The following is a 12,324-nucleotide window of genomic DNA, read 5'->3' as shown; positions in this document are numbered from 1 at the left end:
ACAATCAGAGTCTGGCGTAGGCCAAAATTAAATTCAGGGTGTAGCAACAGGCGTTTTAGTGATCTCATGAATACTTCTCGGCATAGCAGTTATGCAGGTCGGTAGCGAAAGATCAAAACACAAAAGGCGCTAAAAAGCGCCTTAAAACTGTGAAGGGAAACGTAACCAGTAATTAACGGGTGCCGTAGACCACAATTGTTTTACCGTGTGCAGAGATCAGGTTCTGATCTTCCAGCATTTTCAGAATACGGCCAACAGTTTCACGTGAACAACCGACAATCTGACCAATTTCCTGACGGGTAATTTTAATTTGCATACCATCAGGGTGGGTCATCGCATCAGGCTGTTTTGCCAGATTCAGCAATGTCTGCGCAATACGACCGGTAACATCCAAGAAGGCTAAGTTGCCCACTTTTTGTGAGGTAGTTTGCAGACGAGAGGCCATTTGAGCCGATAAACGCATCAGAATATCAGGGTTAACCTGAATCAACTGGCGGAATTTTTTATACGAAATTTCAGCAACTTCACAGGCGGCTTTCGCACGAACCCATGCAGTACGCTCTTGATCTTCTTCAAAAAGACCCAGTTCACCGATGAAGTCACCTTGGTTTAGGTAAGAGAGGATCATCTCTTTACCTTCTTCATCTTTGATCAAAACAGCAACGGAGCCTTTTACAATGTAGTACAGCGTCTCTGCTTTTTCGCCTGCATGGATCAGCGTGCTCTTGGAAGGGTATTTATGAATATGACAATGAGACAAGAACCACTCAAGGGTAGGATCTGTTTGCGGTTTACCAAGAACCATTTCTTTTTCCTCTACATAGTCGCTTGATACGACAGGACTAGCAAAATTCCCTGTGTAACGCAGCCCAACATGTGTGCAGTTTTATTTGTGAGCCCTTCAAGGGGAGTTATCTGAGCATAATAAGGTAAGGGCTCTGCTGCAAGGCTAACTCTAACGCGTTAGCATTCTAGCTTGCTTATTTAATGATGCTTTGATTTTGCCCCAGCCTGTGGCGCACCGCACGTTTTTTGTGTCTATTTCATAATAAAGGCGCTGAATCTTGCATTTGTAGTATGAAATTACTGAGCAACAGTGTGCAAATGCGTGCTCATATCACGTTACTTGATTTTGTGTGCTGCGTTTTTGCAACAGAGCCTCTACTGCCGGCGTTAGGATTAAATCCATTGCCAGCTCCATTTTTCCGCCGGGCACGACCAGAGTATTCATGCGCGAGATAAACGCGCCTTGGATCATGGTCAGTAAATATGGGAAATCAATTTGTACAGCGCCCCGAAAATGGATCACCACAAAACTCTCATCCATGCTCGGAATGCTGGTGGCTGAGAACGGGTTTGAGGTATCAACCGTAGGTACACGCTGAAAGTTAATGTGGGTGCGCGAAAATTGCGGGGTGATAAAATTAATATAGTCATCCATGGATCGCACAATTGAGTGCATTACCGCTTCGCGTGAATGGCCGCGCTGGTTAGTATCGCGTACCAGTTTTTGAATCCACTCTAAATTGACAATTGGCACCATGCCGATTAGCAGATCAACATGCTGCGCCACATTATTGTGCTCTGTCACAACTCCGCCATGCAGCCCTTCATAAAACAGCAGGTCAGTGTTGGCAGGTAGCGCTTGCCAGTCGGTAAACGTACCGGGTAATAAATTGTAGGGCACCGCTTCATCAAAGGTGTGCAGGTATTTACGAAACTCGCCATCTCCGTGCTCGGCATACCGCGAAAAGCAGTTTTCCAGTAGCGGGAAATCATTCGCTTCAGGGCCAAAATAACTGATGTGCCGCCCCTGTTCGCGTGCGCGCCGAATGGCGGTATCCATCTCTGGGCGGGTGTAGCGGTGGAAGCTGTCGCCTTCAACAAATGCGGCATTCAGACGCATTTTTTTAAACATCTGGCGGAAGACTAAGCTGGTGGTAGAGGTTCCCGCACCGCTTGAACCGGTAACAGCAATGATTGGGTGAGACACAGACATGGGCACTCCTTGCTGGGTGTCTGACATACCGATGAGTGAAGCGCAGGTTCGCCCATCGGTCAACCGTTATTCTGCGGTTTTGGCTTACTCGGCATCGCCGTTGAAATCACGTTTGAGCATAATATTCAGGCTCTCGTGCAACTCAGACCACACCAGAACGATAATTCCGCTCTCAAGCTGGCGCTGGATCTGGGCTGTTTTTTCGGCCAACGAACACTCTTGTGCACCATAATCAGTACCTTCGCGCAAAATAAACGCTTCAATCAGATTATTCAGTGTATCGGGGTTAATTTGCTGCCAAGGGATAATCATAAGCGTATTTTTGCCTGTCTAACGTCATTGACCCATTTCGGCACAACAGGGCGTTGCGCCGAAATGGATAAGAGTAAGCCAATATGCACTGCTCTGGTATGTACGGGTGTACACACCAACATTGGCCTGTTATTCCGTGCCAGAGGCGTTATTTAAGGCTTGCGTCAGCACCTCGAGCTCTTCTTGTGCATCCATCCACCCCATTTCAACATCACCCAGTTCAGACTTCGTTTTGATCTGGTCCGCCAACAGTTCGCTGAGCTTGGCTTTTTGGCGGGCATCATACAGTGCTGAATCACCCAACTGCGTCTCAATGCTGTTTAGCGCTTCGGTCAATTTTTCCAACCGCGTTTCCAGTTGCATAATTTTTTTGCGCAGTGGCTGAGTCTGTTGGCGGAACTCCGCATCGCGCCGTTTTTGATCTTTACGGGCTTGCGCGCTGTTGGTCTGCTCTTTTTCTGCCGAATCTTCACCACCGCTATTGCCGTTTTGGGCTTCCTGCTGTTCGCGGCGCTGCTGATCGCTTAACCAGCGCTGATAATCATCCAGATCACCACGGAACAGTTCAACCTGACCATCGTGCACCAGATACAGATCATCGGTAGTTGATCGCAGTAAGTGGCGATCATGCGAAACGACCACCATCGCACCTTCAAAGTCGATCAGCGCTTCGGTCAGCGCTTGGCGCATATCCAAATCTAGGTGGTTGGTTGGTTCATCAAGTAGCAACAGGTTCGGGCGCTGCCAGACGACCAACGCCAGCACCAAACGGGCTTTTTCACCGCCCGAGAATGGCGCGACCGGATCGGTGACTTTATCCCCGCGAAAACCAAATCCCCCCAGATAATCACGCAATTGCTGCTCAGTTTCACGCGGTGCTAGGCGGGCAAGATGCACTAATGCACTCTCTTCCGGATGCAGCGTTTCCAACTGGTGCTGGGCAAAGTAACCGAGTTTAATTCCGCGTGATAACTCAATCACCCCGTGCAGCGGCTGCATCTCTCCGGCCAGCAGCTTAATCAGCGTGGATTTACCCGCACCATTGCGCCCGAGCAAACCAATGCGTGAACCGGGCACTAAATTCAGTTTAATTGAGCCTAAAATGGTTTTATCACCGTAACCGGCACTGACTTTTTCCATGCTCAGCAGCGGGTTTGGTAAACTTTCCGGTTCACGGAAACTGAAACGAAACGGGTTATCAACGTGTGCCGGTGCTATTAGCTCCATACGCTCAAGCGCTTTCACGCGGCTTTGTGCTTGCTTGGCTTTGGATGCTTTTGCTTTAAATCGGTCAATAAAAGATTGCAGATGTGCCACGCGGGTCTGCTGGCTCTCATACATTGATTGTTGTTGTGAAAGCTTGGTTACCCGCTGCACTTCAAACGAGCTGTAATTACCGGTGTACTCGTCAATCCGCTGTTGCTCGATATGCAGAATTTTATCCACAATCGGATCAAGAAAATCGCGGTCATGTGAAATCAGTACCAGCGTACCGCGGTAACTGTTGAGCCATTTCTCCAGCCAGATCACCGCGTCTAAATCCAAGTGGTTGGTCGGTTCATCGAGCAGCAGCAAATCAGAGCGACACAACAAAGCTTGTGCCAGATTCAGCCGCATCCGCCAACCACCGGAAAAACTTTTCACTGCCAGCGTAGTTTGTTCTGCCGAAAAGCCCAGACCGTACAGTAAACTGGCGGCACGGGCACGAATTGACCATGCACCGATAGCATCAAGCTTGCCATGCAGCTCGGCAATTTTATTGCCATCGTTCGCTTGATTGGCCATTTCCAGTGATTGTTCAAGTTGACGATACTCACGATCGCCATCTATGACATACTCAATAGCAGGCATATCAAGTGCGGGGGTCTCTTGGTTTACCCAAGCCATAGCCCAGTGGTGTGGCACGGAAATTGCACCAGCATCTGTACTGAGCTCGCCTTTAATCAGAGCGATCAGCGTTGACTTACCGCACCCATTTTTCCCGACAAGGCCCACTTTTTGCCCTGGGTTGATGGTGGCGCTGGCGTTATCCAGCAACATCTGATTGCCGCGGATTAACTGAATATTGGAAAATACAATCATTGCAGGCTGCCTTTGAACACAAAACGGGCCGAAAAACCCGCTAAAAATATGCGCTGCATGGTAACGGAAATTCAGGTCACTGACGACCTTCCGCTGATTTTACGCAGGAGTAATAGATGGCAGAGCGGATAATCCCCCCAGCTCCCCCAAAAGTTTTATTGATTGTGGCACACCCTGAGCCACAAGAATCGGTTGCTAATCAGGCATTGCTTACACAAATTGGTGCGCTTGGTAATGTCACCGTGCATGATTTATATGCAAAATACCCTGATTTCTTTATCGATGTGAAGCAAGAGCAAGCGTTATTGAGGGAATACGAGCTGATCGTCTTTCAGCACCCGCTCTATATGTATAGCTGTCCGGCGCTGCTCAAAGAGTGGATTGATCGCGTGCTGATCAAAGGCTTTGCACATGGTAAGGAAGGCGATGCGCTGATTGGAAAACACTGGTGTTCAGTGATCACCGTTGGTGGGCCTGAGCGTGCTTACTGCCGTACCGGATATAACCGTTACGCTATCGAAGAGATTTTGCGCCCGTTTGAACTGACCGCCGCCCTTTGCCGCATGCAGTGGATAGCGCCTAAAATTATCTACTGGGCACGCCATCTGCAACCGCATATTTTACAAGCACAGGTTGAGTTGTATCACCGCTGGCTGGCTAGCCCGCCAGAACTGCAACCGGAACGGCCAGATATCGAACATCACGCACGCACACTGCGATCTACTGATCATACCGCATCTGCGGCACAGCCGAATACGAGGTCACGTAATGTCTGAAGCCAACACCATGCATGATGTGATTTTGTTCCTGTCGGCCGCCGTGATCGCCGTACCGCTGGCGCGTAAAGCCGGAATCGGTGCAGTGCTGGGCTACCTGCTGGCGGGTATGGCAATTGGCCCGTGGGGGCTAAAGCTGATCAGTGATGTCGATGCCGTACTGCACTTCTCCGAATTGGGGGTTGTGCTGCTGTTGTTTATTATCGGTCTGGAACTGAACCCCGGAAAACTCTGGCAGATGCGGCGGCCTATTTTCGGGCTGGGCTCACTGCAAGTGATGCTGACTGCCGGTTTGCTAATGTTACTGCTGCTCAAACTCGGTTTTAACTGGCAAAGTGCGCTGATCAGTGGCTTAGGGCTGGCGATGTCCTCGACTGCCATGGGCTTACAGCTGATGCGAGAATACGGCATGACCCGCAACGAAGGTGGGCAGTCTGGTTTTGCGATTTTGCTGTTTCAGGATATGGCCGTCGTTCCCGTACTGGCGCTAATCCCGCTGCTTACTGCAGGCGCAGCCGAAACCACCGATTGGTCAGTCATTGCCATTCGGGTCGGCGGTGTCGCCTTACTGCTGCTTGGCGGTAAATTTTTACTTCGGCCCCTGTTTCGCCTTATCGCCAACACCGGTGTACGCGAAGTGTTTACTGCAGCCGCCTTACTGGTGGTGCTCGGCACCGCGTTTCTCATGCAGGCAATCGGCCTCTCGATGGCGCTCGGCACATTCATTGCGGGCGTATTATTGGCAGAAAGTGAATACCGGCATGAGCTGGAAATTGCCATTGAACCATTCAAAGGGTTACTGCTCGGCCTGTTCTTTATCTCGGTCGGTATGGCCGTCAATCTGGGGATTTTGCTGACTGACCCACTGTGGGTTGCCTTGATAGTCACCGCACTGGTCAGCATTAAAGCTGGCGTACTGTTTTTTGTCAGCTACCTATTCAAACTGCGTCGTACCAGCCGTTTGCAACTTTCGGTAGTACTCAGTCAAGGGGGAGAGTTTGCCTTCGTCTTGTTCTCTGCTGCCGCCGCAAGTCAGGTGATCAACCAAAACCAGCTAGCCCTGCTGCTGGTTAGTGTCAGTTTGTCGATGATGACCACCCCGTTATTAATGAAACTGATCGACCGTTGGCTCAGCGTACAGCTCAATAGCCAACTGCAAAGTGAAGAGCAACAGCATGTTGAGGATGATGAACCACAAGTTATCATCGTCGGTTTCGGGCGTTTTGGGCAAATTGTCGGGCGTTTACTGTATGCCAACAAAGTGCGCGTAACCGTACTCGAACGTGATCCAAACCAAGTCTCTTTCCTGCGTCGTTATGGCTACAAAGTCTATTACGGTGATGCGACTCAGCTTGAACTGCTACGTGCCGCCGGTGCAGAAAAAGCCGAATCAATCGTCATCGCCTCTGATAACGCTGAAGAGAACATGCAGATTGTGCACCTGTGCCAGCAGCACTTCCCACAACTGCAAATTTTAGCCCGCGCCCGTGGCCGCGTTGAAGCGCATGCGCTACTCAGTGCCGGCGTCACCCTGTTCAGCCGTGAAACCTTCTCAAGCGCACTTGAATTAGGGAAAAAAGCGCTGGTTAGCACCGGTATGCACCCGCACCGTGCCTTTCGTGCCCAACAACATTTTAAACGGCTCGATATGCACATGCTGCGTGAACTGATGCCAGAACATCAGGCCGATGTTACCGAGATCTCACGCGTGAAAGAAGCTCGGCGCGAACTGGATGATATTTTCGAGCGCGAGATGCAAAATGAGAGCCTACGTTATCAGGGATGGGATACCGACGATGAGTAAGCGCCGCCGCTTTATTGCTGCAGCCGAATGCCCGCAGTGCCACGCTATCGATACCCTCGCACTTTACCTGCAAGATCAGGTTGAAGTAGTCGAATGCGTGCAGTGTGGTCACCGTCAAACACAGGCACAGCAACATATCGAAAAAGAAAAACGGCCAAACGAGCAGGTAATTGGAGTATTTCGCCCCGATTAGTGCATCACAAATTTCCGCCTTGCGCTGATTTCCGCTACAATCAGCGCGCAATTTTAAAATCTTATTTTCTACCAACGGCAGGAGTTGCCATGAAAATCACTAAAAACGCGGTAGTAAGCCTAGCCTACCAAGTGCGTACAGAAGATGGTGTGCTGGTTGATGAATCACCGGTTACCGCACCACTTGATTACCTGCATGGTAACAACAACCTGATTACTGGTCTGGAAAATGCACTGGAAGGCCGTGAAGCAGGCGAAAGCTTTGAAATCAACATCCCTTCTGCTGAAGCCTACGGCGACTATGACGACAATCTGGTACAGCGCGTACCAAAAGATGTGTTCTTAGGCGTAGACGAAATTGAAGTCGGCATGCGTTTTCTGGCAGATACCGATCAAGGTCCTGTACCGGTTGAGATCACCGAAGTTGACGGCGACCATGTTGTTGTTGATGGTAACCACATGCTGGCAGGCCAAGCACTGCACTTTGCTGTTGAAGTTGTTGCCGTACGCGAAGCAACCGCGGAAGAGCTTGAGCACGGCCATGTTCACGGTGAGCACGCTCACGGTGAAGAGGGTGGTTGCTGCGGTGGCCACGGTCACGGTGACAGCGAAGGCGGTTGCTGTGGCGGTCAAGGCCATGATCACGATCATGACCATGCGCACGAGCACGGCCACGGTGGTTGCGGTGGTCACGGCGGCTGCAAGCACTAATCCTTTCGGGCGCATTATGTGCCATGACAGGAAAGCGCGACAAAAAACAAAAGGGCGATTTCGCCCTTTTGTTTTAATCCGCAGAGGCTTTAACCTCTATGTGGAAGATACCGAAATATCATTGGATTAATAGTGCGGGGGAGGAGTCTCTTCTGACTGCGCCGCAACCGGTGAGGCCTCAACTTCACGTAATTTAGTCACCGCAAAACGAACCTGAGTACGCAACTTCTCAATCTCAATTTGCTGCTGCACAATCACCTTATTGAGCTCCTCAATGCTCACTTCCTGAAAAGCCTGACGACTTTCTAATGTCTCTAATCTGGCCAATACAACAGACAGCTCACTCATTGCCAGCTCCTCATCAGTTAATTTCAGTTATCACCACTGCCATTACAGCCTTGTTTACCCGTATTATGAGCGCTGTACAGCTTACCTGCACTAGCTTAACGGATAATCCACTAAATACGATCTGCAGATTAAACCTGATTTACACGGAATTATCTGATTTCCGTATGGTCAAACTGCGTAAGGTTAAATATAGCCGTGATAAACTAGACAGACAGTAATGAAAATAGCCGTTATTTATACAAGTCATTCATATGAAGAAGCCTCACTATTAATGTGTAGCCTCTTTGTCGAATAACTCTCTATAATAGTTACTGTAACGTTATGGTATTGAAGACGTTGTTGCACTGAATTCTATCTGTTTCATTATTCAGTCACTGTGCAGTCAAAATGAACACGAGTATATTGGCACTACGCCATTAACAATAACTTATGCGCGTAGGTCTATAGCGGGAGATAACCCGCACCATGGAGGAAGAATGAAACCAGCATTTAAAGCATCGTTTTTAGCTATTACTCTTGCGTTATCTTTAGGCAGTGGCGCTATCATGGCTGCTGAACAAGCGAAAGCAAAAACTGAAGTTGTCGCACCAAAATCATCTGCATTTGCAAATGAAAATCAGCAGGCAGCTTATGCCATTGGCGCATCAATGGCACGCTACATCAGCGCTAACCTTGATGCACAAAAAGAGATGGGCCTGAATCTGAGCCGTGAAGAGGTGATGACAGGTATTCAAGACGCCTTTGCCGGCAAGTCAAAACTGGATGACACCCAAATCCAGCAAACCCTGCAAGCGCTTGATGCCCGAATTGGTAAAATGGCACAAGAAAAACTCGCTAAAGAAGCGACAGCAAACGAAGCTGCTGGCAAAGCATTCCGTGATGCCTTCGCCAAAGAAAAAGGCGTGAAAAGCCTGAAAGATGGTCTGCTGTACCTCGTACAAAAAGAGGGAACAGGCCCAGTACCGAAAGCAACCGATACTGTTGTTGTTCACTATGTTGGTACCTTGATCAACGGCACCAAGTTTGACAGCTCTTACGACCGTAAAGAGCCGGCTACATTCCCGCTGAACCGCGTGATCCCAGGTTGGACAGAAGGTCTGCAACAAGTGAAAGCAGGCGGAAAAATCAAACTGGTTATTCCACCGGCATTGGCATACGGTGAGCAAGGTGCACCAGGCATCCCACCTAACTCAACACTCGTGTTTGAAGTTGAGCTGGTTAAAATTGAACAACCTGCTGCAACACCGGCTCCGGCCACTAAATAAGATCGCTAAAAAGCCGACGTTAAGTCGGCTTTTATTTTCTGCCGCTTACAGACCTTTCAGTTATCACTTTCTGTTACAATCTAGGTAAAATAACCGCTAACATCCATGCATGCGAGATGGAAATGTTGAATGAGCCTCTTTGTAACGAACTGCCTACGGAGCACGATTTATTGGATCACCGCCCGTTTACCACACTAGATCATGACATCCTGCGCTCTTATGAAGCCGTAGTAGATGGCCTTGCCGCCTTAATCGGCACCCATTGTGAAATAGTGCTGCATTCGCTTGAAGATCTGAATCATTCCGCCGTCCGTATCGCTAATGGTGATATTACCGGCCGTACCATTGGCTCACCGATTACCGATCTTGCACTGCGCATGTTACACGACATGGAAGATGCCAGCGTTTCACGCGCATACTTTACTCGTGCCAAAGGTGGCGGTGCGCTGATGAAATCGATCACCATCGCCATCCGCAATCGTGATAACCGCGTCATCGGCCTACTGTGCATCAACATCAACCTTGATGCCCCGTTTTCACAAGTCCTCAAAGCCTTTATGCCCGAAGAAGCGCGCGAATCACCTTCGAATGTCAACTTCGCCAGCTCAGTCGATGAATTAGTCGCACAAACACTCGAATACACCATAGAAGAAGTCAATGCTGACCGTGGCGTATCCAACAACGCCAAAAACCGGCAAATTGTGCTCGCACTCTATGAAAAAGGTATCTTCGATATCAAAGATGCCATCAATCAAGTTGCCGACAGACTGAACATCTCCAAACATACCGTCTATCTTTATATCAGACAGTTTAAAAATGATGATATTTTGGCGGGAAGCGAATAATCATGAGCAGCTCAGTAAATACGCCTTTGCAGCCAAACCACAGCATACTCACCTATGCACTGCTGGTTACCGGCCCTGCGTATGGCACACAAACAGCCAGTAGCGCCTATCAATTTGCCCAAGCTGTGTTGGCGCGGGGTCATACCTTAAGCCAAATATTCTTTTATCGGGAAGGTGTTGCCAATGCCAACGCATTCACCGCACCAGCCAGTGATGAACACCATCTGGTTGAGGCCTGGGCACAACTGTCGGCTCAACATCAGATCCCGCTAAACGTTTGTGTTGCCGCCGCCCTGCGCCGTGGCATCATAGATGCAGAGCAAGCCACACAAGAACAACGAGCAGGCAGCAACTTGCATCCGGCATTTACCCTATCAGGGCTCGGTGAACTCGCACAAGCAGCCCTCACCTGTGATCGCATCGTACAGTTTTAACCGTGCGTTTACCCCATTTGACAACCCACGCCGAGCCGAGTTTATGAGTATCAAACGCATCGCTTTTATCTTTACCCAGCCACCCCACGGCAATGCCGCTGGCCGTGAAGGATTAGATGCCTTACTGGCCACCTCAGCCTACAGTGATAATCTGGGCGTGTTCTTTATCGGTGATGGCGTCTTACAACTGCTGCCTGAACAACAACCCGAAATCATCTTAGCGCGTAACTATATTGCCACCTTCAAATTGCTGCCGCTGTATGACATTGAAAATATCTACGTCAATACAGAAAGTCTGCAACAGCGGGGCATTACACAGCAACAACCCTTAATGTTGGATGCAGAGCCACTGAGCTATCCTCAGTTACAACAAAAACTGACAGAATACGATACCGTACTCACCTTCTAGCATTACGGCCATGTCAGCCTTATTTTGGGCAACGTTATCCCTAATTACCCAGCCACTCTTTCGGCCAGCCTTAAGGTATACACATGCTTTACACAATCTCTCATTCGCCCTATCAGCAAAATACCCTCCCACAGTTGCAAGCACTGGTATCGGAAAATGATGCCATTTTACTTTGGGCAGATGGTGTTATTGCCGGTTTAGCCGGAACAGAAAATGCGGAACAACTTTTACAAAGTGGTGTCAAAGTTTATGCGCTGCAGAGTGATTGTTTGGCCAGAGGTATTGCCGCACGCTTACACCCAGTGATTGAGCTGATTAATCATGAAGCATGGGTACAACTGACCGAACAGCACCCAACACAATATGCTTGTTAACCTGACTTTCATGCAGATACAGCGTCGATCATAACGTCAAACAGCACTCAGGCAGAGAAAGTGTAGGAAAATCCACCATCACTATAAACAGCACATGCTGGCATAGAAAAGGGTGCATGAAAGAAACAGCACACAAACTCACAACCACGGCTTCAACATACCCTCAACAAAACGGTTTATGTTGATTAGCAAATCGTGCGTTAATTACTGTCAACGCCCACTCTTGAGCCAAGCTCAAGGATGACGATCATCAAAAACTGCAGTATACTAATACATTGCCTTGAGTGCATATGTTGTATATTTCTTGACACCCTCAAGGCACGATCCTAGAATGCTGCGTCCCCATACTCTGGGGAGGATTTTTCACGTGTTTACGAAGTAAAACCAGGAGCTATATTTAATGGCAACTATTAACCAGCTGGTACGCAAACCGCGTACCCAGAGCGTTGAGAAGAGCAACGTTCCAGCGCTGCAAGCTTGTCCGCAAAAGCGTGGCGTATGTACTCGTGTATATACTACCACTCCAAAAAAACCAAACTCCGCTCTGCGTAAAGTTTGTCGTGTACGTTTAACTAACGGTTTTGAAGTTACCTCCTACATCGGCGGTGAAGGTCATAACCTGCAAGAGCACTCCGTAGTGCTGATCCGTGGCGGTCGTGTTAAAGACTTGCCAGGTGTGCGTTACCACACCGTTCGCGGCGCACTCGACTGTGCTGGCGTTAAAGACCGTAAGCAATCTCGTTCCAAGTACGGTGTGAAACGTCCTAAGTCTT

Annotated in this window: 14 protein-coding genes and 1 pseudogene; 10 read left to right on the top strand and 5 right to left on the bottom strand. The window is 49.1% G+C overall.

The annotated features are described in order from the left end of the window. Nucleotides 1-172: 172 nt before the first annotated feature. From crp to ACRC27_RS02645, 4 genes are all read right to left on the bottom strand, one after another. Nucleotides 173-805 carry a cAMP-activated global transcriptional regulator CRP gene (gene crp, locus ACRC27_RS02660; protein WP_438622897.1) on the bottom strand — a complete coding sequence of 211 codons (633 nt, stop codon included), beginning with the start codon at nucleotides 803-805 and terminating at the stop codon, nucleotides 173-175. Between the two features lie 312 nt (nucleotides 806-1,117). Continuing rightward, complete coding sequence (locus tag ACRC27_RS02655) at nucleotides 1,118-1,999, bottom strand: phosphoribulokinase (RefSeq protein WP_438622898.1); 882 nt, start codon at nucleotides 1,997-1,999, stop codon at nucleotides 1,118-1,120. A gap of 84 nt (nucleotides 2,000-2,083) precedes the next feature. Next, nucleotides 2,084-2,311 (bottom strand): YheU family protein, encoded by a 228-nt coding sequence (locus ACRC27_RS02650; RefSeq protein ID WP_438622899.1) that lies wholly within the window; start codon nucleotides 2,309-2,311, stop codon nucleotides 2,084-2,086. A gap of 129 nt (nucleotides 2,312-2,440) precedes the next feature. After that, nucleotides 2,441-4,393 carry an ABC transporter ATP-binding protein gene (locus ACRC27_RS02645; RefSeq protein ID WP_438639127.1) on the bottom strand — a complete coding sequence of 651 codons (1,953 nt, stop codon included), beginning with the start codon at nucleotides 4,391-4,393 and terminating at the stop codon, nucleotides 2,441-2,443. 116 nt (nucleotides 4,394-4,509) lie between these two features. Between ACRC27_RS02645 and kefG the strand changes: the two are divergent. From kefG to slyD, 4 genes and pseudogenes are all read left to right on the top strand, one after another. Next, nucleotides 4,510-5,058: pseudogene (gene kefG, locus ACRC27_RS02640) on the top strand (glutathione-regulated potassium-efflux system ancillary protein KefG); the annotation flags it as partial. 103 nt (nucleotides 5,059-5,161) lie between these two features. Next, the gene (gene kefB, locus ACRC27_RS02635) at nucleotides 5,162-6,973 is read left to right on the top strand and encodes a glutathione-regulated potassium-efflux system protein KefB (RefSeq protein ID WP_438622901.1); all 1,812 of its coding nucleotides are present in this window, start codon (nucleotides 5,162-5,164) and stop codon (nucleotides 6,971-6,973) included. After that, nucleotides 6,966-7,166 carry a YheV family putative zinc ribbon protein gene (locus tag ACRC27_RS02630; RefSeq protein ID WP_438622902.1) on the top strand — a complete coding sequence of 67 codons (201 nt, stop codon included), beginning with the start codon at nucleotides 6,966-6,968 and terminating at the stop codon, nucleotides 7,164-7,166. Before kefB ends, ACRC27_RS02630 begins: the two co-directional genes overlap by 8 nt. A gap of 89 nt (nucleotides 7,167-7,255) precedes the next feature. After that, on the top strand, nucleotides 7,256-7,876 hold the full coding sequence (gene slyD / locus ACRC27_RS02625; RefSeq protein ID WP_438622903.1) for a peptidylprolyl isomerase: 621 nt from the start codon (nucleotides 7,256-7,258) through the stop codon (nucleotides 7,874-7,876). 126 nt (nucleotides 7,877-8,002) lie between these two features. Here the strand turns inward: slyD and ACRC27_RS02620 are convergent, their stop codons facing one another. Continuing rightward, a complete protein-coding gene (locus ACRC27_RS02620) occupies nucleotides 8,003-8,224 on the bottom strand; it encodes a SlyX family protein (RefSeq protein ID WP_438622904.1) in 222 nt (73 codons plus the stop codon). 476 nt (nucleotides 8,225-8,700) lie between these two features. Here ACRC27_RS02620 and fkpA point away from each other — a divergent pair, with 476 nt between their 5' ends. The 6 genes from fkpA to rpsL form a co-directional block, all read left to right on the top strand. Further along, on the top strand, nucleotides 8,701-9,489 hold the full coding sequence (fkpA, locus tag ACRC27_RS02615) for an FKBP-type peptidyl-prolyl cis-trans isomerase (RefSeq protein ID WP_438622905.1): 789 nt from the start codon (nucleotides 8,701-8,703) through the stop codon (nucleotides 9,487-9,489). A 122-nt stretch (nucleotides 9,490-9,611) separates the two neighbouring features. Further along, entirely contained in the window at nucleotides 9,612-10,334 is a 723-nt protein-coding gene (locus ACRC27_RS02610; protein ID WP_438622914.1) for a helix-turn-helix transcriptional regulator, read from the top strand. A gap of 2 nt (nucleotides 10,335-10,336) precedes the next feature. Further along, nucleotides 10,337-10,768 (top strand): sulfurtransferase complex subunit TusD, encoded by a 432-nt coding sequence (gene tusD / locus ACRC27_RS02605; protein ID WP_438622906.1) that lies wholly within the window; start codon nucleotides 10,337-10,339, stop codon nucleotides 10,766-10,768. A 43-nt stretch (nucleotides 10,769-10,811) separates the two neighbouring features. Continuing rightward, nucleotides 10,812-11,177: a sulfurtransferase complex subunit TusC gene (tusC, locus tag ACRC27_RS02600; protein ID WP_438628878.1), complete on the top strand. Its 366-nt coding sequence runs from the start codon at nucleotides 10,812-10,814 to the stop codon at nucleotides 11,175-11,177. A gap of 83 nt (nucleotides 11,178-11,260) precedes the next feature. After that, complete coding sequence (gene tusB, locus ACRC27_RS02595) at nucleotides 11,261-11,551, top strand: sulfurtransferase complex subunit TusB (protein ID WP_438622908.1); 291 nt, start codon at nucleotides 11,261-11,263, stop codon at nucleotides 11,549-11,551. Between the two features lie 400 nt (nucleotides 11,552-11,951). Further along, the coding region (gene rpsL, locus ACRC27_RS02590; RefSeq protein ID WP_438622909.1) for a 30S ribosomal protein S12 at nucleotides 11,952-12,324 on the top strand (373 nt) is incomplete at its 3' end.

This window comes from Plesiomonas sp., from assembly GCF_051650925.1.
In the GTDB taxonomy this organism is placed as follows: Bacteria; Pseudomonadota; Gammaproteobacteria; order Enterobacterales; family CAMTGL01; genus Plesiomonas.
This window is presented reverse-complemented; position numbering and strand designations above follow the sequence as displayed.